This is a genomic window from Devosia polycyclovorans, assembly GCF_042181575.1.
GTDB lineage: Bacteria > Pseudomonadota > Alphaproteobacteria > Rhizobiales > Devosiaceae > Devosia > Devosia polycyclovorans.
In genome coordinates, this window is the sequence record NZ_CP170082.1 from 414,469 (window position 1) to 435,800 (window position 21,332).

At 61.9% G+C, this 21,332-nt stretch carries 22 protein-coding genes and 1 tRNA gene; 10 read left to right on the forward strand and 13 right to left on the reverse strand.

All coding sequences use genetic code 11. The features are described 5' to 3' along the window. The first annotated feature begins 75 nt into the window (after positions 1-75). From ACE4RL_RS02070 to ACE4RL_RS02080, 3 genes are all read left to right on the forward strand, one after another. The gene (locus ACE4RL_RS02070; RefSeq protein WP_375598879.1) at positions 76-1,749 is read left to right on the forward strand and encodes a glycoside hydrolase family 3 protein; all 1,674 of its coding nucleotides are present in this window, start codon (positions 76-78) and stop codon (positions 1,747-1,749) included. Between the two features lie 92 nt (positions 1,750-1,841). Beyond that, the gene (gene pncB, locus ACE4RL_RS02075; RefSeq protein WP_375598880.1) at positions 1,842-3,149 is read left to right on the forward strand and encodes a nicotinate phosphoribosyltransferase; all 1,308 of its coding nucleotides are present in this window, start codon (positions 1,842-1,844) and stop codon (positions 3,147-3,149) included. A gap of 133 nt (positions 3,150-3,282) precedes the next feature. Continuing rightward, on the forward strand, positions 3,283-3,540 hold the full coding sequence (locus tag ACE4RL_RS02080) for a hypothetical protein (RefSeq protein WP_375598881.1): 258 nt from the start codon (positions 3,283-3,285) through the stop codon (positions 3,538-3,540). Between the two features lie 30 nt (positions 3,541-3,570). Here the strand turns inward: ACE4RL_RS02080 and ACE4RL_RS02085 are convergent, their stop codons facing one another. The 5 genes from ACE4RL_RS02085 to tsaB form a co-directional block, all read right to left on the reverse strand. Beyond that, positions 3,571-3,813, reverse strand: a complete 243-nt coding sequence (locus ACE4RL_RS02085) for a hypothetical protein (RefSeq protein ID WP_375598882.1) — start codon at positions 3,811-3,813, stop codon at positions 3,571-3,573. 99 nt (positions 3,814-3,912) lie between these two features. Continuing rightward, positions 3,913-4,713 carry a lysophospholipid acyltransferase family protein gene (locus ACE4RL_RS02090; protein ID WP_375598883.1) on the reverse strand — a complete coding sequence of 267 codons (801 nt, stop codon included), beginning with the start codon at positions 4,711-4,713 and terminating at the stop codon, positions 3,913-3,915. Further along, complete coding sequence (locus ACE4RL_RS02095) at positions 4,710-5,108, reverse strand: Fur family transcriptional regulator (RefSeq protein WP_375600220.1); 399 nt, start codon at positions 5,106-5,108, stop codon at positions 4,710-4,712. Before ACE4RL_RS02095 ends, ACE4RL_RS02090 begins: the two co-directional genes overlap by 4 nt. 146 nt (positions 5,109-5,254) lie before the next feature. Further along, positions 5,255-5,734: a ribosomal protein S18-alanine N-acetyltransferase gene (gene rimI, locus ACE4RL_RS02100; RefSeq protein ID WP_375598884.1), complete on the reverse strand. Its 480-nt coding sequence runs from the start codon at positions 5,732-5,734 to the stop codon at positions 5,255-5,257. Next, complete coding sequence (gene tsaB / locus ACE4RL_RS02105) at positions 5,734-6,342, reverse strand: tRNA (adenosine(37)-N6)-threonylcarbamoyltransferase complex dimerization subunit type 1 TsaB (RefSeq protein ID WP_375598885.1); 609 nt, start codon at positions 6,340-6,342, stop codon at positions 5,734-5,736. The genes rimI and tsaB overlap by 1 nt, the downstream gene beginning before the upstream one ends. Before the next feature lie 134 nt (positions 6,343-6,476). On the opposite strand from tsaB, the gene lnt reads away from it, so the two are divergent. Further along, entirely contained in the window at positions 6,477-8,093 is a 1,617-nt protein-coding gene (gene lnt, locus ACE4RL_RS02110; RefSeq protein ID WP_375598886.1) for an apolipoprotein N-acyltransferase, read from the forward strand. Positions 8,094-8,135: 42 nt separating this feature from the next. Here the strand turns inward: lnt and ACE4RL_RS02115 are convergent. Next, positions 8,136-8,220 (reverse strand) — tRNA-Leu (locus ACE4RL_RS02115). Positions 8,221-8,437: 217 nt separating this feature from the next. Between ACE4RL_RS02115 and ACE4RL_RS02120 the strand changes: the two genes are divergently transcribed. Together ACE4RL_RS02120 and ACE4RL_RS02125 are read left to right on the forward strand one after the other, a co-directional pair. Continuing rightward, positions 8,438-9,427, forward strand: coding sequence for a complex I NDUFA9 subunit family protein (locus tag ACE4RL_RS02120; protein WP_375598887.1), 990 nt, complete (start codon positions 8,438-8,440; stop codon positions 9,425-9,427). 199 nt (positions 9,428-9,626) lie between these two features. Next, on the forward strand, positions 9,627-10,331 hold the full coding sequence (locus ACE4RL_RS02125) for a PadR family transcriptional regulator (protein ID WP_375598888.1): 705 nt from the start codon (positions 9,627-9,629) through the stop codon (positions 10,329-10,331). Positions 10,332-10,379: 48 nt separating this feature from the next. Here ACE4RL_RS02125 and ACE4RL_RS02130 read toward each other — a convergent pair whose 3' ends face one another. The 4 genes from ACE4RL_RS02130 to ACE4RL_RS02145 all read right to left on the reverse strand — a co-directional run bounded on the left by ACE4RL_RS02130 (position 10,380) and on the right by ACE4RL_RS02145 (position 14,316). Beyond that, a complete protein-coding gene (locus tag ACE4RL_RS02130; RefSeq protein WP_375598889.1) occupies positions 10,380-11,069 on the reverse strand; it encodes a TetR/AcrR family transcriptional regulator in 690 nt (229 codons plus the stop codon). Beyond that, positions 11,017-12,543: a tripartite tricarboxylate transporter permease gene (locus ACE4RL_RS02135; RefSeq protein ID WP_375598890.1), complete on the reverse strand. Its 1,527-nt coding sequence runs from the start codon at positions 12,541-12,543 to the stop codon at positions 11,017-11,019. Before ACE4RL_RS02135 ends, ACE4RL_RS02130 begins: the two co-directional genes overlap by 53 nt. A 12-nt stretch (positions 12,544-12,555) precedes the next feature. Then, positions 12,556-13,098 (reverse strand): tripartite tricarboxylate transporter TctB family protein, encoded by a 543-nt coding sequence (locus ACE4RL_RS02140; RefSeq protein WP_375598891.1) that lies wholly within the window; start codon positions 13,096-13,098, stop codon positions 12,556-12,558. A 177-nt stretch (positions 13,099-13,275) separates the two neighbouring features. Continuing rightward, positions 13,276-14,316, reverse strand: coding sequence for a Bug family tripartite tricarboxylate transporter substrate binding protein (locus ACE4RL_RS02145; protein WP_375598892.1), 1,041 nt, complete (start codon positions 14,314-14,316; stop codon positions 13,276-13,278). A 215-nt stretch (positions 14,317-14,531) separates the two neighbouring features. Here ACE4RL_RS02145 and ACE4RL_RS02150 point away from each other — a divergent pair, with 215 nt between their 5' ends. The 4 genes from ACE4RL_RS02150 to ACE4RL_RS02165 all read left to right on the forward strand — a co-directional run bounded on the left by ACE4RL_RS02150 (position 14,532) and on the right by ACE4RL_RS02165 (position 18,637). Continuing rightward, on the forward strand, positions 14,532-15,278 hold the full coding sequence (locus tag ACE4RL_RS02150; protein ID WP_375598893.1) for a sulfite exporter TauE/SafE family protein: 747 nt from the start codon (positions 14,532-14,534) through the stop codon (positions 15,276-15,278). Positions 15,279-15,406: 128 nt separating this feature from the next. Next, the gene (locus tag ACE4RL_RS02155; protein WP_375598894.1) at positions 15,407-16,558 is read left to right on the forward strand and encodes a Gfo/Idh/MocA family protein; all 1,152 of its coding nucleotides are present in this window, start codon (positions 15,407-15,409) and stop codon (positions 16,556-16,558) included. Between the two features lie 85 nt (positions 16,559-16,643). Continuing rightward, entirely contained in the window at positions 16,644-17,813 is a 1,170-nt protein-coding gene (locus ACE4RL_RS02160) for a dihydrodipicolinate synthase family protein (RefSeq protein WP_375598895.1), read from the forward strand. Next, positions 17,810-18,637, forward strand: coding sequence for a sugar phosphate isomerase/epimerase family protein (locus tag ACE4RL_RS02165; RefSeq protein ID WP_375598896.1), 828 nt, complete (start codon positions 17,810-17,812; stop codon positions 18,635-18,637). The genes ACE4RL_RS02160 and ACE4RL_RS02165 overlap by 4 nt, the downstream gene beginning before the upstream one ends. A gap of 60 nt (positions 18,638-18,697) precedes the next feature. On the opposite strand, the gene ACE4RL_RS02170 is transcribed toward ACE4RL_RS02165, so the two are convergent. The 3 genes from ACE4RL_RS02170 to ACE4RL_RS02180 form a co-directional block, all read right to left on the reverse strand. Next, on the reverse strand, positions 18,698-19,078 hold the full coding sequence (locus ACE4RL_RS02170; RefSeq protein ID WP_375598897.1) for a hypothetical protein: 381 nt from the start codon (positions 19,076-19,078) through the stop codon (positions 18,698-18,700). A 117-nt stretch (positions 19,079-19,195) separates the two neighbouring features. Next, entirely contained in the window at positions 19,196-20,389 is a 1,194-nt protein-coding gene (locus tag ACE4RL_RS02175) for a class I SAM-dependent RNA methyltransferase (RefSeq protein ID WP_375598898.1), read from the reverse strand. Positions 20,390-20,545: 156 nt separating this feature from the next. Beyond that, positions 20,546-21,112, reverse strand: a complete 567-nt coding sequence (locus ACE4RL_RS02180) for a NifU family protein (protein ID WP_375598899.1) — start codon at positions 21,110-21,112, stop codon at positions 20,546-20,548. Positions 21,113-21,332: the final 220 nt, after the last annotated feature.

The window sequence follows — 21,332 nt, forward strand, 5'->3', positions numbered from 1 at the left end:
CCAAACCTGTTCAGAAGCGATCACTGCTGCTAAGCCAGTCAAAACAAAAAAGAGAATACCTCGAGGAGCACCCCATTGGCCGCCATCGATCTGTCTGCCGCGCCGTTCCATTTGGATGAGGCGGCTGCGGCCTGGGTGCACAGCACACGCGACAGCCTGTCGCCGCGCGACAAGCTGGCTCAACTGTTTGTGCTTTTGTCGCGAGAGGCGCCCGAAGAAGCGCTCGAGGCCATCCGAGCCTTCAAGCCGGGCGGCATCACACGCATCTTCACGCCCGATCTGGCCGATGAGATCGCGCTGATGCGGCAGATCGACAGCGCAGGACCCGTGCCGATGACGGTCAGCGCCGATCTCGAGGGCAGCCGCATGAGCCTGCCTTTCGGCACCGAAGTGCCAAACCCGCTGGGGCTGGCAGCCGTTGACGAGGTGGAGACCACCACCGCCATTTCGACCCTGATGGCCGAGGAGGCCAGGGCCGTGGGGCTCAATTGGAGCTTCACCCCGGTTATCGACATCAACAAGGCGTTCCAGAGCGCGATCGTGGGAACGCGTTCCTATGGCAGCGACGTGGACCGGATCGAGCGGCATGCCCTGGCCCAGATCGCGGCTTTTCAAAAGAACGGCGTTGCCGCCACGGTTAAGCATTGGCCTGGTGAGGGCTATGACGACCGCGACCAGCACCTGGTGACCACGGTCAACCCGCTGACGCTGGAGGAATGGGAAAAAACCTTCGGGCGGCTCTATCGCGCAGCCATAGAAGCCGGGGTGTTGAGCGTCATGTCCGCCCATATCGCCTTTCCGGCTTTTGTGCGCGAGTTGGACCCCGAGGCGGGGGCCGAGGCCTATCGGCCGGCCACGCAGAGCGCGGTGCTGAACCAGACGCTGTTGCGCGAAAGGCTGGGCTTTAACGGGCTGATCGTATCGGATGCGACGCCCATGGCCGGGTTTGGCGATTGGGGGCCGCGCGAACAGACCATTCCGCAATGCGTGATTGCGGGCTGCGACGTAATCCTGTTCTCCGACGACCCCAATGCGGATCTGATGTATCTGGTCAAGGCGGTGGCCGACGGGCGGCTGAGCCAGGAGCGGGTGGACGAGGCGGTGACACGCGTATTGGCGCTCAAGGCGGCGCTGGGCCTGCACAAGGCGGAGCGGGCTGAACCTTCGCTCAGCACCGCGGAAATGATCCTGGCGCGCTCCACCAGCAAGGACATCGCCCACAGCGCTACGGCAAAGGTGCCGACGCTGGTCAAGGATGTCGCCAATCTGCTGCCACTGACGCCGGCCAAGCATAAGCGTGTACTGATTTTCTCGACCGGGGCGGTGCAGCCCTTCGCGCCATTGCCCCTGCCGCTCTCCCTGCCCGATCTGCTGCGGCAGGAAGGCTTCGAGGTCACCGAATATGCAGGAGACATGGCGGTCAACGCCAAGGATTACGACCTGGTGCTGTATCTGCTGGCCGAGGAAACCCTACTGACGCGGCAGCGCATTTTCCTCAACTGGCGAGCGTTGACCGGCAATGTGTTTGGCGCCATGAAACGCTATTGGCATGATGTGCCGACGCTCATGGTCTCGCTGGGCTTTCCCTACTATCTGCATGACGCGCCGCGTGTGCCCACCTATGTGAACGCCTATGGCTCGAACGAGGACATGCAGGCGGCCGTGGTCGATTGCCTGCTGGGCCGCAAACCATTTTCGGGCAAGAGCCCGGTCGATCCGTTCTGCGGCAGCGACCAGGGGAAGTACTAGGCCTCGTCACGTAGCGAACCGTTTCCGGCCCTGTCGACTTTTCATTGCTTGCCGCGCCGCGCTACAAGGCGTTGCGCGCTTTGGGGACGATCATGGCCACCTATACCGATATTGCCCGCCGGGTTTACAACCACACCTTCAAGCTCGACCCGATCGTGCGGAGCCTGCTGGACACCGATTTCTACAAGCTTTTGATGCTGCAGATGGTCTGGGGGCTCTATCCCAAGGTCGAGGCCACCTTCAGCCTGATCAACCGCACCAGTTCGGTGCGCCTGGCCGATGAAATCGACATCGACGAATTGCGCGCGCAATTGGACCATTGCCGGACGCTGCGCTTCTCAAAAAAGGAGATGATCTGGCTGGCCGGTAACACGTTTTATGGTTCGCGGCAGATCTTCCAGCCCGGTTTCCTGCGCTTTCTCGAAAATTTCCAGCTCCCCGAATACCGGCTGGAAAAGCGCGATGGTCAGTTTGAGCTGGAATTTCCAGGCCTGTGGGTCGAAACCACGATGTGGGAAATTCCGGCCCTGGCCATTATCAATGAGCTGCGCAGCCGCGCAGCCATGAAACGCTACGGGCCGTTTACGCTGGACGTGCTTTATGCCCGGGCCAAGGCCAAGATGTGGGAAAAGGTGGAGCGGCTGGCCAAGCTACCGGACCTCAAGATTTCCGATTTCGGCACGCGGCGGCGCCATTCGTTCCTCTGGCAGCGTTGGTGCGTGGAAGCGCTCAAGGAAGGCATTGGCGCCAATATGACTGGCACCTCGAATGTCAAACTGGCCATGGACAACGACCTTGAGGCGCTGGGTACCAATGCGCATGAATTGCCCATGGTGCTGGCGGCGCTGGCCCGGTCTGACCAAGAGCTGCGCGAGGCGCCCTATCGGGTACTGCAGGACTGGAAGAGCTATTATGGCGGCAATCTGCTGATCGTGCTGCCCGATGCCTTTGGAACGGACGCCTTCCTGCGCGATGCGCCAGATTGGGTGGCCGACTGGACCGGCTTCCGCCCCGACAGTGCCCCGGCCATTTCCGGGGGCGAAAAGATCATCGACTTCTGGCGCTCGCGCGGCCGCGACCCCAAGGAAAAGCTGCTGATCTTTTCCGATGGACTCGATGTGGACATGATCGAGGAGGCCTATCTCCACTTTGATGGCAAGGTACGCATGGGTTTTGGCTGGGGCACCAACCTGACCAATGATTTCGAAGGCTGCGCGCCCGAGCCCAATCCGGGACTGAAACCGATTTCCATTGTGGCCAAGGTGAGCGAAGCCAATGGACGGCCGGCGGTGAAGCTGTCGGACAATCCGGCAAAGGCCACTGGAGATCGGCACGAAATCGAACGCTATCTGCGGGTCTTCGGAGACGCGGGCATGGTGGAACAGGCGGTCCGCGTCTAGTCAGCGCCAACAGATTTGGCACCAATCACAAATTTCATCCGGCTTGTGGAGAACCCATTTGGGGGCAGGGGCGTTAAGTCTCGCTGAACCATCGCTGGCCAGTCTGGCCGGTGGGGGCTCTGCGGAGCCAAACATGAGTCTTGAATTGATCGATATCGCCCTGGCCGAGCGCCAGCCACATCCGACCCTGGCCCAGCGCATGACCGGCAAGGTCCGTGCTGTCCTGACCGAAACCATCGGCGCGGAGGAGATTCGCCACGAAATCATGGTGCCGGTGTGGATGGATGTTCACGCCGGCATGAGCGAGGAAGACATCGAACTGGGGCTGATGGTCAAGGCAGCCGACATTGTCGGTCGCGTTAAACAGCACATGGGCACTGTGCCGGGCTGAACCGGCGCCCCGAGCGGCCGGGTCAGACCCTCACTTCTGGCTCTGGCGCCGCACTTCCTCGATGAACTTGCGATGGATTTCCGTCATGCGCTGCGTGTCATGCCGTGCGACGGGGATCGGCTGGACCGGGCGGGGCGTATGCCAGGCCGGGGTTCGGGCAAATTCTCTAGCCCGTTCATTGAGCCGGTCATTCTTTTCCTTGCGTTCTTCCCTGAAGAACCAGACAAAAACTGCTGCGACCACGGCCCAGATCGCCAAAAGTTCCCACGCCATGTTTGCCTCCGTTTCACTACCAGGCTTGTGATAGCTAACAAGGCGTTAACGAGGAAAGCGGCTTTGCCCGTTAGGCTTAACCGGTAAACTTGTTTGCAATCAGCCCGATACCGGCAACTTGCCGCCGCGGTTGAGCGCCACGAGCATGGCGCGAACCTGGTTCTCGGCGGCCTTGCTGACAGCCTTGCGGTCATCGCCCTGGTTGAGCGGCATGGGCGCGCCGAAGGCCACCGTGACATCCTTGACCGGGCCGGAGAGGATTTCGGCGATATTCTGCCTGACCGATTTGGATTTTATCCAGGCAATCAACGAGCGCTCGTTGCGGCTGACGGGCAGGCCCTGCAATTTGATATAGGCAATGGTCAGCGGCTGTATCAGCACGTCTGTGGCCCCAGCCTCGACCATGGCGTGCTGGGCCGCGCCGATCAGGGCCGAGCGAAACGGCAGCACATGGGTGCCGATATCGGACTGCCCCTCGGCAAAAAGCAGCACCGCATTGCCGCCGGCCATGTGCTGGCCCATGGCCTGGGCCGTGCGCCCGGCATGAGAGCGGCGGGTCCGATCGACATAAATTGTGCGCTGCAGGTTGGCCATCATGCCCACAAAGGGCCATTTTCTGACCTCGCGCTTGGCCACAAAAGTGACGTCCGCCACCGAGCCGATGGCAACAATGTCGGTCCAGGAAATGTGGTTGGAAACCAGAAGGGTTGGCCGGCCATGCGCGGGCGCGCCGATGACATTGACCCGAAGGCCCAGGAACACGCAGCCGAGGCGATGAAACAGGCGCGGCAGCACATTCCAGAAGGGCAATTTGAACAGCAGGATCAGGGCCTGTAGCGGAATGACCACCAGCATGAACGGAACAAAGACAAACAGGAAGAACGCAATCCTGAAGATCATTTGGCAGGCTCATCCTTTTTCGTCTTGTCGTTGAGCGGCACAGCGTAGAGCTCCAGCCGGTGATCGACCAGCTTGTAGCCCAGGCGCTTGGCAATCACCTCCTGGATCGCTTCGATTTCCTCGTTGCGGAACTCGATGACCGTGCCGGTGCGGATGTCGATCAGGTGGTCGTGGTGCTCGTCCGGGATGAGCTCGAAACGCGCCCGCCCATCCTTGAAGTCATGCTTGGTGACAAGGCCCGCTTCTTCGAACAGGTTGACCGTGCGATAGACGGTGGAGAGCGAAATGCGCGGGTCGAGCGCGGAGGCGCGGCGATAGAGTTCTTCCACATCGGGGTGGTCGGAGGCATCCTCGATCACCCTGGCAATAGTGCGGCGCTGGTCGGTCATGCGCATGCCGCGCGCAACGCAGGCCTCCTCCAGGGTGGGGTCGGAAGGGTTTCTGTTCACGCCGTCGCTCCCTGCCCCATGCGCCTCGCCTGGATGCGTTTGCATACCGCAGGGCCATGGCCACTTCTTGCGCAAACGCTCCGGGGACCGGGTTACCCAAGATCGCGCGCCATGACAAGCGCGGTGGCGGCGCTGCCATCGGGCCGGGCGTAATAGCCCTTTCGCGACGATATGGTCGCAAAGCCCAGCTTCTCATAGAGCTTGATGGCAGCGGAATTCTGTTCATCAACCTCTAGGAACATGCGCCGGGCCGGGGAGAGCATGAGGTCGGCAAAGACAGCGTCCATCAGCGCCCGGCCCAGCCCCTTGCCCCGCCTTCGTGGCTCCACAGCTATGGTGAGCAGTTCGGCCTCGTCAGCCGCAATGCGGATCAGGGCGAAGCCGGCAATGCGGCGGTGCGCATCGCACGCGACATAGGCGGGGGTGGTGCGGTCGGCCAGAAAACTCTCGAAATCGGCGGTTGGCCAGCCGCGATAAAAGCTCTGGCCGTGGATGCGGGCAAGATCCTTGGCGTCACGGGTTTCGGCCGGCTCGACATGCAACCCACCCGGGGCCATCCAGAATTTGAGCATCAGGCCCGCCTTGGAATACGCGCCGCATCCTGCGGCTTGGCGTCCGCATCGCGCACATAGCTGGCGCGCGGCGGGAAAGCGCTCGGATCGGCAGCAGAAGCGAACCGCGCCATGGCGGCAATATCGACAAAGGGCGATTCGATGAGAACCGCGTCATGGGGGACCGCGGCCCTAGCCTGTTCCGTGGGCAGGAGGCGCGGGCCATCCCGACTCACGCCGGCTGTGTCGAACAGCTCGAAATAGGCTTCGCCCCGACGCGCATCGAGCAGCACGGCCACCGGACCCGTCGTTGCCGAAAGCGAAAGGGCCAGCAGGCTGGGGATGCCCAGAACCGGAATGTTGCGCGCCACCCCCAGGCCCCGCGCGGCCGATAGACCGATCCGCAGACCGGTAAAGGACCCGGGGCCCGTGGTGACGGCGATACGCTCGATATCGCCATGGCCAAGACCATTGCGGCGCAGCAAGGCGTCGAGCCGGCCAAAAAGGATCTCGGCGTGACCCTTGGCGATATCGACCAATTCCACATCGGTAACGCCATCGGCTCGCAGCAACCCCAGTTGCAGGCGCGGTGCGGCGGTGTCGATGGCTAGGGTCGTGGGACAGGTCATGACGGCTCCCGCTTCGGCTATTGAAGCGCTCGGTCCGGAGTAGCGCCAGAGCGGGCCCAAGTCCACCGGCTTGACGCTTTGAACGGCGGCGACCAACTTGCCCCCATGCCCAGTGATTCGCCCAAGTTCTGCCAATGACCTGGCTGGCCGAGACCACCATGCTCAGCCAAGGCTGGCGCCGCTTTGTGCTGCTGCTGCTTGCCGGCGCGATCGCCGGACTTTCGGTGCCGCCCTTTTTCATCTTGCCGGCCCTGTTCGTGGCCATGCCGATCTGGGTCTGGGCCCTGGACGGAGCGGAACGCCTCAAGGGCTGGCGCCGGCTGTTCGGCCCGGCCTTTTCCATCGGCTTTGCCTTCGGACTGGGATATTTCCTCGTGGCGTTCCACTGGCTGGGTGCGGCCTTTTTCGTCGATGGTGGTTGGGTACTGGGCGCCATGCCCTTTGCCATTGCCGCACTGTCGGCACTGATTGCCCTGTTCTGGGGACTGGCCAGCGCGCTGGCGCATTTGAGCTGGAGCCATGGCTGGGTTCGCATCTTTACGCTCTCGGCATGGTTGTGCGCGGCCGAGTTTGCGCGCGGGCACCTGTTCACGGGATTTCCGTTCGACCTGCTAGGCTACAGTCTCACCGGCACGGACGAGATGATGCAACTGGCCTCGGTGATCGGGGTCTATGGCCTCACTTTTCTCGCGCCGCTACTAGCCATGACGCCGGCTCTGGTCTGGCCGGCCGACAATCGTGGCTGGTCGCAACGCCTGGCGCCGGTGTTCCTGGCCCTGCTGGTGATTGCGGCACAGCTCGGCTATGGCTGGAACCGGCTGAGCGGGACCGTTTCGACAGAGCGGCAGGACATCGCGATGCGGCTGGTGCAGCCGCTGGTCTATGAGCATGCCGATTTCGGCAATGTGGACCCGGTGGCGCTGATCGACCGGCTGCTGATGCTCTCGGACATGCGGATGAATCCCAATGACCAGGGGCTCGATGACATCACCCATCTGGTCTGGCCCGAATCGAGCCTGCCATTCTTCCTCGAAACCTATCCCGAGGCGCTGGCCCGCATCGCCCGCCTGCTCCCAGAGCAGGCCACCCTCCTGGCTGGCGTGCCGAGGCGGCCCTTCGAGCCGGGCCCGGAACAGGGCCTGGCACCGCCGCACAATTCGGTCGTGGCCATCGACACGGATGGTGAGGTGGTGGCCAGCTATGACAAGTCCCATCTGGTGCCGTTTGGGGAATATCTCCCCTTTGCCGGCCTATTCGCGCAGCTGGGTATCACTCAGTTCGTGCCCGGCGCCGATGGCTGGTCGCCCGGTGACACCAAACGCCGATTGATGAACCTGCCCGGCGCGCCGGCGCCCCTGGTACTTGTGTGCTATGAAATCATCTTCTCGGGCGATCTGGGTGACACGGCAGGGGCACAGTTCCTGCTCAACCTGACCAATGACGCCTGGTTCGACAATTCGATTGGCCCGGCCCAGCATGCACACCATGCGCGGCTCCGCGCGGTGGAAGAAGGCATGAGCCTAGTGCGGGCGGCCAATACGGGCGTGACCTTTGCCACCGACCCCTTGGGCCGGATAACCGCCGAACTGGCAACGGGGGAAATGGCAGTGCTCGATGTGAGACCGCATGAACGGCTGGCCAGAACCGCATTCCAGTCGGTGCGGCACTGGCCTGTGCTGATCGCGGTGCTGGCCGGTATCATTGCGGGCTTTGTTGCCTCACGGCGCGGACGCAAGCGGGTAGCAGAATAGCAAAACCCCGACTGCATTGCTGCAATCGGGGTTCTGAGAAATTGGTGCCCAGAAAAGGACTCGAACCTTCACGCCTTGCGGCACACGGACCTGAACCGTGCGCGTCTACCAATTCCGCCATCTGGGCGACGGCGGTGTGTCTATGGTGATGGCGGGGTCTTGTCAATGCGCTTTAATAGAGAATGTCGGAACTATGCACCGGCACCTTGGACTTAACCGGGCCCATGCTGGCCCTTCCCCGCGCTAAAGGGGCCTGGGGGCGCACTGCAAAGGCTCGACAGGAGCAAGCGGGCTGGGCTAGAAGCGGAACCATTATCGGTCTTGCCTGATCTCGGAGCCCCACCATGGATCGCAATATTCCCAAGCTCGTCACCATTTTCGGCGGGTCGGGATTTGTCGGCAATCATCTGGTGCAATTGCTGGCCCGGAAGGGCTATCGCATCCGCGTGGCGGTGCGCCGCCCCGACCTGGCTGGAGACGTGCGCATGTTCGGCAGCGTGGGGCAGGTCGTGCCCGTGCAGGCCAATCTGCGTAATGAGGCCTCCGTGCAGCGTGCCCTTGCAGGCGCTGATATCGTCATCAACCTGGTCGGTATCGGTCACCAGGCCGGCAAGCAGACTTTTGAAGCGGTGCATGTGGGCGGGGCCGAAACGGTGGCACGCGCCGCCAAGGCGGCCGGGGTCACAACGCTGGTGCATATGTCGGCACTGGGCGTAGACAAGGCTGCCCGGGTCAGCGTCTATGCCGCCTCCAAGCTCAAGGGCGAGGAGGCCGTGCTTGCGGCCTTTCCGCAGGCGGTCATCATCCGCCCCTCGCTGATGTTCGGTCAGGCCGATGGCTTTTTCAACCTGATGGGGGCGATGGCGCGTATCCTGCCGGTTATGCCGCTGATTTCTGGCAAAACGCTGTTCCAGCCCGTTTATGTGGGTGATGTTGCCGAGGCCATGGCCAAGGCCGCCGAAGGCGCGGTCAAGACCGGGCGCATCTATGAGCTGGGCGGACCGGATGTGGAGAGCCACAGGAAGCTCATGGAGCGTATTCTGCGCGAAGCGGGGCGCAACCCCATGCTCGTTTCGGTGCCGTCCGGGCTGATGAAGTTCATGGCTGCACTGCTTGGCATCCTGCCATTCAAGCCGCTGATTACCCCTGATCAGGTGGAGTTGCTCGGCGTGGACAATGTGGTTTCGGAAGAGGCCAGGAAGGAAAAGCGCACCCTGGCCGCCTTCGACATTGCGCCCACCGGCATGGACGAGATCCTGCCCACCTATATGTGGCGCTTCCGCCGCCATGGCGAGTTTGACCGCGACGGCGGCTCGCCGGTGATCCCGACCTGATCGCAGGCGAATAGCGCTGAAACAGAGTTATCACCCCGGGCTCGCCTGCCCGGGGTTTTTTGTTTTTTGGCCTGGCAGCAGCCAGTTGCGCAACGGGCCGGTCGCCAATTGGAAAAACTTCCAAGATATATCTTGAACGCACGCCTATTGGCGCCAATCTCTAGGCTGAAGGGCTTTATGATATATCTGGAGATAGGTTATGAGCTATTGGAAGAACGGTGAGCCGAACTGGCGCCATATCGAGCGCATGGCGCGGCGCGGCTGGGGCCGGATGGCCCGCATGGCCGATGAAGAGCTCGGGCAGGTTGGCGGCAATTTTCGTGTCGGCCGCATGCTGGCGTCGGGTGATGTTCGGCTGGTCGCGCTCTATTTCATCGAGCAGCAGCCGCGGCATGGCTATGATCTGATCAAGGCAGTGGAAGAGCGTTCCAATGGCGTTTATTCGCCGAGCCCGGGCATTGTGTATCCAGCCCTGACTTACCTGGAGGAAGCCGGTTTTGTGACCTCGGCCACCGATGGCAACAAGAAGCTCTATACCATCACTGAAGAGGGCAGGCGCCATCTCGAGGACAATCGCGAGGCGGTGGCCGGGACACTGGATTTCCTGGCGCGCACGGGTGAGCAGATGAGCCGGTTCCGCGAGTTTGTCAAAGCCGACTGGCCCTTTGGCGGCAATCCGGAGGACGGCAATGTGCCGCCGCAATGGGCTGAACGCGATGACGGCGGGCCGGATCGGCCGATGCAGGACGCCATTCCCGAGCTTGAGGCCGCCCGCAAGGCGCTCAAAGGGGCAATCAAGCGCGTGCGGCGCGGCGACAAGGACCAGCAGCGCAAGGCCGCAGCTGTGTTGCAGCAAGCGGCCACAGCCCTTTATGCGCTCGGCGATGACGAGGTGGATATCTAGGCCACTGACCTGCCTTCTCCCTTGCGGGAGAAGGTGGCGCCACGCGGATCAAGCGCCCGGCTTGGTCTGCAAAAAGTCCAACACCATCTGTACGGCATGGGCCTCGCGTTCCTGCACCATGTTGACGCTGGTCAGGTCCCGCTCGAAGATCACCGAAAGGGTGGCCGTGTTGGAAACGTAGAAAAAGCCCAGCGCCGCCACCGAAATATAGAGCTGCACCGGATCGACATCGCGGCGGAAGACGCCGGAAGCCGCACCGCGTTCGATGATGGCGGCGATCTGCCCGACCAATGGTGAATGCAGCGCCTTGATGTCGGGCAGGGTTCTCAGGAACCGGGCGTTTTCAATGTTTTCGGTGCCGAGCAGGCGCGGGAACCAGGGATTGGCCAGGAAGTGCCGGAAGGTGAAGCGCACCAGCCGGTCCATGGCCTGCACCGGATCATACTGGTCCAGACTGAGCGCCCGCTCTCCCTTGCGGATTTCCTGATAGGCATCGAGCAGCACCGCCCGGTACAGCTCCTCCTTGTTGCCGAAATAGTGGTAAAGCAGGCGCTTATTGGCCCCTGCCCGCTCGGCAATCGCGTCTACCCGCGCCCCTTCAAATCCCCGATCGGCAAATTCCACCCGCGCCGCCGCGAGAATGGAGGCCTTGGTCTTGGCCGAGTTGCGGGACCGCTTTGGCGCCTCAGCCTTGCGCCGAGACGTCTCCACGACTGCGGGTGAAGATGGATCGGACACGAGTGGACACCGCCGGAATGGACATGAGAATGGTCAGGATGATGATGATGCAGATAACAGCGCTGATAGGCCGGGTAAAGAACGGGCTGGGATCGCCATTGGTCAGCAGCAGGCCGCGCCGCAAGTTGAGATCGAGCAGATCGCCCAGGATGATGCCCAGCACCAGCGGCGCCATCGGATATTTCATCTCACGCAGAATAAAGCCGATAATGCCGAAACCCACCATGACATAGACGTCGAACATGCGCTGAGTGATGGCGAAGCTGCCCACGACACACAGTACATAGACCACCGCCATCAGCCGCTCGCGCGGTACCTGCAGCACGGTGAGCAAAGGTTTGGTCAGCGTCAGCCCGAAGACCAGCATGGCGATGGTGGAGAACAACAGGATTGCCACGATCTGGTAGAGAAATTCGGGGTTTTCGACCATCAGGAGCGGGCCGGGACGGATACCGTGGATGAACATGGCCGCGATCAGCACGGCTGCCGCCGCCGAGCCGGGCAGGGCCAGGGTGAGCGTCGGGATCATGGCGCCGGGAATAACCGCGGAATTGCCGGTTTCGGCAGCAATTAGCCCTTCCTGGCTGCCCTTGCCGAACATGTGCTTTTCCTTGCTGACGCGCTTGGCAGCGGCATAGGAGGCCCAGGCGCCGACATCTTCGCCCACGCCCGGCACGATGCCGACAAAGGTGCCGATCAGGCCCGAGCGGATCGTGGTCCACTTATACTGGAAAACCTCGGAAAGGCGCGGAATCACCCGGTCGCCCGAGGAAATGATGCGGGCCTGGGCGGTGCGCTTCATGACGCCCAGAATTTCGGCGAAGCCAAAGGCCCCGACCATCGCCGGGATCAGATCGACCCCGCCGCCCAGCGCCGATATCCCGAAGGTGAAGCGCTGATGGGCATGCAGGGTTTCCATGCCGACCATAGCGACCAGCAGGCCCAATATGCCGGCAATATAGCCCTTGAGCGGATCGTCGATGGCGGTCAACTGACCGGAAATGATGACGCCGAACAGGGCCAGCCAGAAAAATTCATAGGTGCCGAACTTGAGCGCGGCCTCCGCCAGCAGCGGGGCGATCAGCGCCAGGGCTATGATGCCGACAATGGTGCCGATGGCTGAGGACGTGGTCGCCAGGCCCATAGCCGTACCGGCCTTGCCCGAAAGCGCCAGTGGATGCCCATCAAGCGTCGTCGCCGCGCTGGCTGGCGTGCCGGGAATGGAGAGCAGGATGGCCGTGCGGCTGCCGCCATAAATGGCGCCGCAGTAAAGGCACATGAGGCACAAAATGGCCTGGTCGGGCGCCATCTTGTAGGTGAGGGTCACCAGAAGGGCTACGCCCATGGTGGCGGTGAGCCCCGGCAGGGCGCCGATGACAATGCCGAGCAAGGTGGCCCAGGCGATGTTGAACAGCGACATCGGGGTGAGGAAATGGGCGAGTCCGCCGCCCAGCATGATAAGGCCATCAAACATGATCGCTCCCCCCTATGGCAGCCGTACGAGAAAGGCGCGCTCGAAGACCAGTGTCACGACCGTAGCGGTCACAATGGCCAGGCCCAGGGCCCAGGGCAGAGACTTGAGCCAGGGCTTGCGCGGTTCGGACAGCCAGCATTCAAAGACCATGATAAAGGTGAAGACGAACAGCCCCGTCGCCGCCCAGAACGGCAGGGTGCCCACCAGCCCAAGCGTATAGATCAGCGCCAGCAGCATGACGGTGGCGGCGCGCGCCGCTGCGACTGAAAACACGGCGCCTGACAATTGCTGCCAGCCGCCCTCGGCTGGCGTTCGCAGCGAGCGGAAGGCGAGGACACCACCGCATATAGTCAGCGCGAGGGCCAGCATGCCCGGCACCAGCCCCGGAACCGTCATGGGATGGATGCGGCGTATTTCGAGCCGATCCATAGTCCAGGCGCCATAAAAGATCGCCAGCCCCAGCACGATGAAGAACAGACCGGCCAAAAGGTCGGCCTTGATCATGCCGGGCAGTGGCGCGTCGTCGGATGGCGTGGGGGTATTGGTGGTGGTCATATTCGTCTGAACCTTGCGGCCAGAGGATCGCGCCAATAGCGCAATCTCAAGGGAGCCGTCACTGCCGGGCTTGTCTTGACATCCAGTGCCTAGACATTGGTGTTGACCACCGGGACTGGCCCGGTGGTGCGTGTGCAGGAATATTGGATGGGCCGACCAGAGGCCGGCCCAAACGGACTACATGCCCACTTCGGTGCGGGTTTCGCAATCAATGCCGATGGTGGAGGGGTCGTTGACGGCCTCACCACGTTCCACAGAGGAACAGGCCTCGAGAATCACGACCGGCATGGCCAGGGCACGGGCTTCTTCACCGTAGGACGGAGCAAAGACCGCGCCAAAGTTTTCGGCATAAGTCTTGATCTCTTCGGAGTTCATCACCTGCTCGGCCCAGATCTTGTCCATGGTGGCGATCACCTCATCAGGCACGCCAGCCGGGATAAAGATGCCGAAATAGTCCGGTGCCAGCGGCATGTCCGGCAGCCAGTTGGTGACTGGCGGGATCGGGTCGACGCCATCGAGTTCAAGCGGCTTGTCCGACAGCACCGCCAGGGCCTTGAGGCGCCCGCCGCGGATGAGCTCGGTCTGCTCCACCGCAAGCTGGGTGGTGACCATGGCCTCGCCAGAAGCCGTGGCAATGGCTGCAGGCCCACCACCATCATAGGTGATCATGTTGTAGTCAAAGCCGTCAGCCGCGTCGGACAGGGCCGCAATCGCGGTGCCGCCCGACGACGTCACGCCCGCCGTGGCGACCGAAATTCCGCGTCCGGCGTCGGACTTAAAGGCTTCCAGCAACTGTCCGAAATCCTCGAACTGGCTATCGGCCGGAACCGAGACCACCGGCACGTTGGCGACCGAAAGATAGATATGCCAATCGTCGATATTGGTATCTTCGAGCAGTCCGGTCACCGAATAGGTGGCGTTGTTGGCGATCGCGTTGGCGGTCCAAGTATAGCCATCGCGCGGCGCGTTGAGCACTTCCTGGGTGCCGATGGCGCCTGATGCACCCGGCTGGTTGACCACGACGACTTCGACCCCAAGGGCCTCGGCCAGAATCGGCGCGGTAACGCGGGTGACCTGATCTGTCGAGCCGCCCGCGCCCCAGGGCACGATCAGGTTAATCGGCCGATCTGGCTGCCATTCCTGTGCAAAGGTCGTAGCTGTACCGAGCGTCATCAAGGCACAGCCCGACGCCAGGACGATCCGCAAAGACTGCTTCATCGTCTTCTCCTCCCAATATGATTGGAACCACTTTTTTTGGCTCTCGGTGCAGAGCTTGCGACCGATAACTGGGCGAGTCAAGCCAGATGTAACCAATTGGTGAGATTTGGCCCGAGCGGACCGGAGGCAGAAAATGCGTTGCATCAATGCGTTCGAGTGATAACAAAAGTGCATGCCGGTTGACCTGAACCGGATCGTTCGAGCAGGGCCGGCGCATGGAATTTGATCTGGGACGATTGGCGATCATAGCCCTGGCGCTGAGCGCAGGTGCCATCGTCAAAGGCGCCACGGGAATGGGCCTGCCGCTGGTGGCGCTGCCGGTGCTGACCACTTTTTTGGGATTGCAGCACGCGGTTGGGCTGATGTGCGTGCCACTGATCTTCACCAATGCCTGGCAAGTCTGGCGGTTTCGCACCTCTGCGCGGGATGACCGCATGGCCTTCCTGCCGCTGTTTCTGGTGGGTGGGGCTGTGGGCATCGTCCTGGGGACCTGGGCGCTCACCAGCCTGCCGGAGCGAGCGCTGGTGATGACATTGGGCATCATTCTGCTGGGCTACGTCGCGCTCAAGCTGGCGGCACCCCATTTCGTGGTCGGTCCGCTGCTGGCGCGGCGGGCCGGACCGCTGTTCGGCATAGGGGGCGGCGTCCTGCAGGGCGCGACAGGAATTTCGGCGCCTATCACGGTCACCTTCATTCACGCCATGGCGATGGATCGGGAGGCTCATGTGTTTGCCGTATCGACCATGTTCCTGCTCTATTCAGTGGTGCATCTGCCGGCACTGGCCGTGGCCGGCGTGATGCAGGGGCAGTGGCTGATCGAGGGGGCCATGGCGCTTGTGCCCATTCTGATTTTCATGCCGCTTGGCCAGACCATTGCCAGCAGGCTCAGCCGCAAGGCCTTTGACCGCATGATCCTGATTTTCCTCGGCTTGATCGGGCTCAAAATGGTGCTGGGCCTTTAGGGGCCGCTCCATGGGCCAACGACATTCCACCACAAGCGCGCATTGTTGTGCTTGACGCGCCATAGCGGCCTCATATAGGTAAGTAACTAATCAGTTACACCGAATGCTGCGGCTTGGGAGGATATCAAATGGCAGAGCAACGGCTTGGCATTATCATGCATGGCGTCACCGGGCGCATGGGCTACAACCAGCATCTGGTGCGCTCCATCCTGGCGATCCGCGATCAGGGCGGCATCATGCTGAAAAATGGCGACCGGCTGGTGGTCGACCCGATCATCGTGGGCCGCAATGCCGACAAGATGCAGGCGCTCGCCAAGAAGCATAATATCGCCCGCTGGAGCGATGATCTTGACGCGGCACTGGCCAATCCCGACGACGCAATCTTTTTCGACGCCGGCACCACCCTGATGCGCGCCGGGCTGCTGGAAAAGGCATTGGCCGCCGGCAAGCATGTGTATTGCGAAAAGCCGACCTCGGACGATCTGGACGTGGCCGTCAACCTGGCCAAGACGGCCCGTGCCTCCGGCCTCAAGCATGGCGTGGTGCAGGACAAGCTGTTCCTGCCGGGCCTGATGAAGATCAAGATGCTCAAGGATAGCGGCTTTTTTGGCGATATCCTGTCGGTGCGCGGCGAGTTCGGCTACTGGGTTTTCGAGGGCGACTGGCAGAGGGCCCAGCGCCCGAGCTGGAATTACCGCAAGAACGATGGCGGCGGCATCATTCTCGATATGCTGTGCCACTGGCGCTATGTGCTCGACAATCTGTTCGGTGAAGTGCAGGCGGTTTCGTGCCTCGGCGCCACCCATATTCCGCAGCGCGTGGATGAGCAGGGCAACACCTACAAGTGCGATACCGATGACGCCGCTTACGCCACGTTCGAGCTTGAGGGCGGGGTAGTTGCCCAGATCAATTCGAGCTGGACGACCCGGGTGCGCCGCGATGATCTGGTGACCTTCCATGTCGATGGCACGCATGGCTCGGCCGTCGCAGGCCTGCACAAGTGCTGGACCCAGCATCGCGTCAATACCCCCAAGCCGGTCTGGAATCCCGACCAGCCGCAAACCATGAACTTCTTCAACGACTGGGAAGAGGTTCCGGACAACTGGCCGGCAGACAATGGCTTCAAGGCACAGTGGGAAATGTTCCTGCGCCATGTGGCCGAGGATGCTCCCTGGGAATACGGGCTTGAGGCCGGCGCCAAGGGCGTGCAGCTGGCAGAATTGGGCCTCAAGAGCTGGGAAGAGCGCCGCTGGCTGGATGTGCCCAAGCTGGAGTTCTAATTCCAGTTCTCACCCCGCTCACTGATGTCACCCCGGCCTTCGCTGGGGTGACTTACGAGTACGTGAAGGCCTTGAGGGAAAAACCATGCCCACACTCAACCTGCCCAATCCCGACCGCACCATCAGCTCCTACACCCTGACCGGCGATCCGATCCCGTTCGTGAAATTCAAGGCAACGGATTTCCCGCGCATCGCCTATTCGGCGGCTCATGTCGTGGCGGATCCGCTGGCCGGCAATGATCCCTGGCTGACCCCGGCCATTGACTGGGAAACGACTCTCAAATTCCGCCACCGCATGTGGGATCTTGGTCTGGGCGTGGCCGAGGCGATGGACACCGCACAACGCGGCATGGGTCTGACCTGGACCGAAGCACAGGAGCTGATCCGGCGCTCGCAGGCCGAGGCGAAAACGCGCGATGACAGCCTGATCGCCTATGGCGCCGGCACCGACCATCTGGCGCCCGGCCCCGATGTCAGCATCGACGACATCATCAAGGCCTATGACGAGCAGGTTGGGTTTGTCGAAGCCCAGGGCGGCCGTGTCATTTTGATGGCGAGCCGCGCTTTGGCCGCCGCCGCGAAATCGCCGGATGACTATGCCCGGGTCTATGGCCATGTGCTGAGCCAGGTGAAGCAGCCGGTGATCATGCATTGGCTGGGCGAAATGTTCGACCCGGCGCTGGAAGGCTATTGGGGCGATGCCGACCACGACAAGGCCATGGATGTGTGTCTCGACGTCATCGCTGCCAATGCGGACAAGGTGGACGGGATCAAGATCTCGCTGCTCTCGGCGGAAAAAGAGATTGCCATGCGCCGCCGCCTGCCGGCTTCGGTCAAGATGTATACCGGCGACGACTTCAACTATGCCGAGCTGATTGCCGGGGACGATCAAGGCTATTCGCATGCCTTGCTGGGCATTTTCGATGCCATAGCACCGGCCGCTTCGGCCGGTCTGGCAGCTCTGGGACGGGGCGACACCAAGGAATTCTTCGATATTCTGGAGCCGACCGTACCGCTCAGCCGGCACATCTTTGCCGCCCCGACCCGCTTCTACAAGACCGGCGTGGTGTTCCTGGCCTATCTCAACGGCTTGCAGGACCACTTCACCATGGTTGGCGGGCAGCAATCGACCCGCTCGCTGCAGCATCTGGCCGAACTGTTCCGCCTGGCCGACAGGGCGCGTGTTCTGGCCGATCCGGAGCTCGCCACCGCCCGCATGAAGGCTGTTCTCGCCGTCCATGGAGTTTCCGCATGAGCGCCGATACCGTCATTTCGCTGAACCTGGCCACGACGCGCCCGCAATGGGGCTTTGCGGAGGCCGTGGATGGGTGCCTGCGCCATGGCATCACTGCTATTTCGCCCTGGCGCGACCAGATCGAAGCGATCGGGCTTGATGAGGCCGCGCGCATCGTCAAAGAAAACAAGATCCAGGTCACCGGCGTCTGCCGCGGCGGCATGTTCCCCGGCGTGGACGCCGCCGACCGGCAGAAGCGGATCGACGACAACTTGAAGGCCATTGATGAGGCGGCCGCGCTCAATGCCGACTGCCTGGTGCTGGTGGTGGGTGGCCTGCCCGGATCGTCAAAGGACCTGCCCGCCGCGCGCCAGCAGGTAACCGACGGTATCGCGGCCATGCTGCCGCATGCCAAGGCCTCGGGCGTCAAAATCGCCATCGAGCCGCTCCATCCCATGTATGCGGCCGACCGCGCATGCGTGAACACGGTCGATCAGGCGCTCGACATTTGCGAAATGCTCGGGGAAACCGTTGGCGTTGCGCTCGACGTCTATCACATCTGGTGGGACCCGAACCTTGCCAATGCCATTGCCCGGGCCGGGCGGATGAAGCGCATCTTCGCCCATCACATCTGCGACTGGCTGGTGCCCACCAAGGATATGCTGCTGGACCGCGGCATGATGGGTGACGGCGTCATCGACCTCAAGGCCATCCGCAAGATGATCGAGGATGCCGGCTTTCATGGTCCGCAAGAGGTCGAAATCTTCAGCCAGGACAATTGGTGGAAGCGCCCCGGTGACGAAGTGCTGCAAGTGATCAAGGAGCGCGTCGCATCGGTATGCTGAAACGCCTCTGACAAAAAAAGCCCCGGATCGACGTCCGGGGCTTTTTAATTTGCCGGTCCCTTATGACACGCGCTGATACTCGATGCTCGAACACAGCAGCTGACAGCCTGTCAGCTTGATGGTGTCAGGGCCGGTCAGTTCGACAATGGCCTTGGCATTGCCGCCATTGAGCGCAATCTGGCCTTCCCAGGTGCCGGGCGCGGTCTGCTCGGCCTTGACGACCTGCTGGTCGATATAGGCCAGGTTTTCCTCGGTGCGGCTGTCGCCCTGAATATCGTTGAGCGTCCCACAAAGTTGGGTGCCGTCACCACACAGCTCGAAGGTAAATGTCGTGCCCCAACGGTCCTTCCATACGCCATCGGGCGTAGCAGAGGACTGACCGATAGCCGGCACAACAAGAGCGGCCGCAACGCCGACGGTAGCAATAAGTGTCTTCAGCATCTTCACAATGCTCCATAAATTGTCATGCCCAGCCACAGAGGCGGCTATGCGCAAGTGTTGTCATTTTCAAAAGCCCTGTCGGGCCAACGCCGGGGCGCGCAGAATGTTGCGCAATTGTTACCGGCGGAATGTCGCGGCCAGTTCGATGTGAACGGACCAGGCGAACTGATCCACCGCTACTAGATCACTCAAGATGAACCCGGCCTGAACAAGCACGGCGGCATCGCGTGCAAAGCTTTTCGGGTCGCAAGCGACCATCACCACGTGTCGGGCCTTGGAGGCCGCGATCTCTTTGACCTGAGCCTGGGCACCAGCGCGAGGAGGATCGAGCACTATCGTGTCGAAATTGAGTTCAAAGCGGGTGAGGGGATCGCGGAACAGGTCCCGGGCCTTGGCCGTAACCGCTTTGAGGCCCTTGGTATGCCGCACGGCCTTGTCCAGCGCAGCAATACCGGCCCGATCACTATCGGCGGCATAGACCGGCGCGATTTCGGCCAGTCGCAGGGCGAAGGGGCCAATGCCACAGAAGAGATCAGCAATGGATTTGGGCTTGCCGATGGCGGAAAGGACATAGTCGGCCAGCACCCGTTCGGCCTCTTTGGTGGCCTGGAGGAAACTGCCAATGGGCAGTTCGGCTTCGGAGCGTCCCATGGTGACGGTCGGCTGCTGGCGCAGCAGCACCATCTCATTGTCCAGCGCCAGACGAGCCAAGCCCAGCTCGTTGGCCAGCGGTACCAATTTTTCCGCACGGAGCCCCTTGGGCGCCTTGCGGATGCCGGCATCGATCCCGGTATTGGTCGCGGTGAAGCTGATATCGCACTCGCCGATCGCCGCCCCGAGGGCCCGGGCAATGTCCGGCGCGCGTTTCAGGGCCGGCACCAGAATCGGACAGGCATCGAGGTCGAGCAGGTCATGGCTGCGCAGCTGCATATAACCGGCACTGTCCCTGCGGGCATGCAGCGTGGCCCGGCGGCGCCCCGCCCCGTGCGCGGTCACAAAACGCTGGACGCCTGCGTCGATGCCCACCTGGCGCAGCGGGGCTTCAACCAGTCCGGTCTTGAAAGCGACGTAGCTTGGCCCATCCATATGCTGGAGCTGGCAGCCGCCGCAGGTGCCGAAATGCGGACAGAAGGGTTCTATCCGGTTTGGTGCAGAGGTCTGCAGCTCCTTTAGCGCACCGCGATTGCCTTCGACCGTGATCGCCACCTGCTCGCCGGGCAGGGCAAAAGGTACGAAGACGCGCTGTCCGTCGATGGTGACAATGCCTTCGCCCTTATGGCCGAGGTGTTCGATGGTGGCGATAAGGGTCATGCGCGATCCTGATAGACAGAAGCCCGATCATTCCTGATCGGGCCCCCGGCTTGCTGCTTAACTTTTTCGGTTTGTTGGCCGCGGTCACTCAAACATGGCTTTCGTGACTTTAAGCCCTAAGAACCGCTCCACCAGAGCGATTTGTCCTGGCAAACATTAAACCTGCTGAACGCCTTCGACGCCCGGCACGAAGTGCCGGAGCAGGTTTTCAATACCGTTCTTGAGCGTGGCGGTGGATGAGGGGCAGCCAGAACATGCACCCTGCATGTGAAGGAACACGGTGCCTTCCTTATAGCCCTTGAAGATGATGTCACCGCCATCCATGGCCACGGCCGGACGCACGCGCGTGGCCAGCAGTTCCTTGATGACTTCGACCATCTCCTTGTCTTCTTCCTCGTAAAATTCATCGACTTCATCGAAGTCGACCGGACCGGCGCCGCCTTCGGCGATGACCGGCTTGCCGGAGAGGAAATGGTCCATAATGACGCCGAGAATGGCCGGCTTGATATGGGCCCAGTTGGTCTCGTCCTTGGTGACCGAGATGAAGTCGGATCCCAGGAAAACGCCGGTCACCCCGGATATGGCGAACAGGCCCGTCGCCAGCGGTGAAATGGCTGCGGCATCAGGGGAGCGGAAATCGCGCGGCTCGCCGACCAGCACTTCACGCCCGGGCAGGAATTTCAGGGTCGCCGGATTGGGCGTGGCTTCGGTCTGGATGAACATGGAATTTCCCCGCTTCGCGGTGCAATTAGAATGTTTCTAAAATAGACTTTTGCGGCGGGGATGCAAGGGCAAATGCATGGCAGGGGGCGCAGGCCAGCATTGTCTCGACGGCCATCATCCGTCCGGGCCGCGTTCGGCTGGTCCGAGGCAGAGGCTTTTTGACGGCACTTAGTATCCTGGCCTGGCTCTCATGGCCTGCTTCGCTAAAATCTCCCCGCCG

What these genes read in the sequence shown, in the direction of transcription:
- pncB (WP_375598880.1), top strand. Translation starts at nt 1,842, where the DNA reads ATGGCCACCTATACCGATATTGCCCGCCGGGTTTACAACCACACCTTC.
- ACE4RL_RS02080 (WP_375598881.1), top strand. Translation starts at nt 3,283, where the DNA reads ATGAGTCTTGAATTGATCGATATCGCCCTGGCCGAGCGCCAGCCACAT.
- ACE4RL_RS02085 (WP_375598882.1), bottom strand. Translation starts at nt 3,813, where the DNA reads ATGGCGTGGGAACTTTTGGCGATCTGGGCCGTGGTCGCAGCAGTTTTT.
- ACE4RL_RS02090 (WP_375598883.1), bottom strand. Translation starts at nt 4,713, where the DNA reads ATGATCTTCAGGATTGCGTTCTTCCTGTTTGTCTTTGTTCCGTTCATG.
- ACE4RL_RS02095 (WP_375600220.1), bottom strand. Translation starts at nt 5,108, where the DNA reads ATGCGCATGACCGACCAGCGCCGCACTATTGCCAGGGTGATCGAGGAT.
- rimI (WP_375598884.1), bottom strand. Translation starts at nt 5,734, where the DNA reads ATGCTCAAATTCTGGATGGCCCCGGGTGGGTTGCATGTCGAGCCGGCC.
- tsaB (WP_375598885.1), bottom strand. Translation starts at nt 6,342, where the DNA reads ATGACCTGTCCCACGACCCTAGCCATCGACACCGCCGCACCGCGCCTG.
- lnt (WP_375598886.1), top strand. Translation starts at nt 6,477, where the DNA reads ATGACCTGGCTGGCCGAGACCACCATGCTCAGCCAAGGCTGGCGCCGC.
- ACE4RL_RS02120 (WP_375598887.1), top strand. Translation starts at nt 8,438, where the DNA reads ATGGATCGCAATATTCCCAAGCTCGTCACCATTTTCGGCGGGTCGGGA.
- ACE4RL_RS02125 (WP_375598888.1), top strand. Translation starts at nt 9,627, where the DNA reads ATGAGCTATTGGAAGAACGGTGAGCCGAACTGGCGCCATATCGAGCGC.
- ACE4RL_RS02135 (WP_375598890.1), bottom strand. Translation starts at nt 12,543, where the DNA reads ATGTTTGATGGCCTTATCATGCTGGGCGGCGGACTCGCCCATTTCCTC.
- ACE4RL_RS02140 (WP_375598891.1), bottom strand. Translation starts at nt 13,098, where the DNA reads ATGACCACCACCAATACCCCCACGCCATCCGACGACGCGCCACTGCCC.
- ACE4RL_RS02145 (WP_375598892.1), bottom strand. Translation starts at nt 14,316, where the DNA reads ATGAAGCAGTCTTTGCGGATCGTCCTGGCGTCGGGCTGTGCCTTGATG.
- ACE4RL_RS02150 (WP_375598893.1), top strand. Translation starts at nt 14,532, where the DNA reads ATGGAATTTGATCTGGGACGATTGGCGATCATAGCCCTGGCGCTGAGC.
- ACE4RL_RS02155 (WP_375598894.1), top strand. Translation starts at nt 15,407, where the DNA reads ATGGCAGAGCAACGGCTTGGCATTATCATGCATGGCGTCACCGGGCGC.
- ACE4RL_RS02160 (WP_375598895.1), top strand. Translation starts at nt 16,644, where the DNA reads ATGCCCACACTCAACCTGCCCAATCCCGACCGCACCATCAGCTCCTAC.
- ACE4RL_RS02165 (WP_375598896.1), top strand. Translation starts at nt 17,810, where the DNA reads ATGAGCGCCGATACCGTCATTTCGCTGAACCTGGCCACGACGCGCCCG.
- ACE4RL_RS02170 (WP_375598897.1), bottom strand. Translation starts at nt 19,078, where the DNA reads ATGCTGAAGACACTTATTGCTACCGTCGGCGTTGCGGCCGCTCTTGTT.
- ACE4RL_RS02175 (WP_375598898.1), bottom strand. Translation starts at nt 20,389, where the DNA reads ATGACCCTTATCGCCACCATCGAACACCTCGGCCATAAGGGCGAAGGC.
- ACE4RL_RS02180 (WP_375598899.1), bottom strand. Translation starts at nt 21,112, where the DNA reads ATGTTCATCCAGACCGAAGCCACGCCCAATCCGGCGACCCTGAAATTC.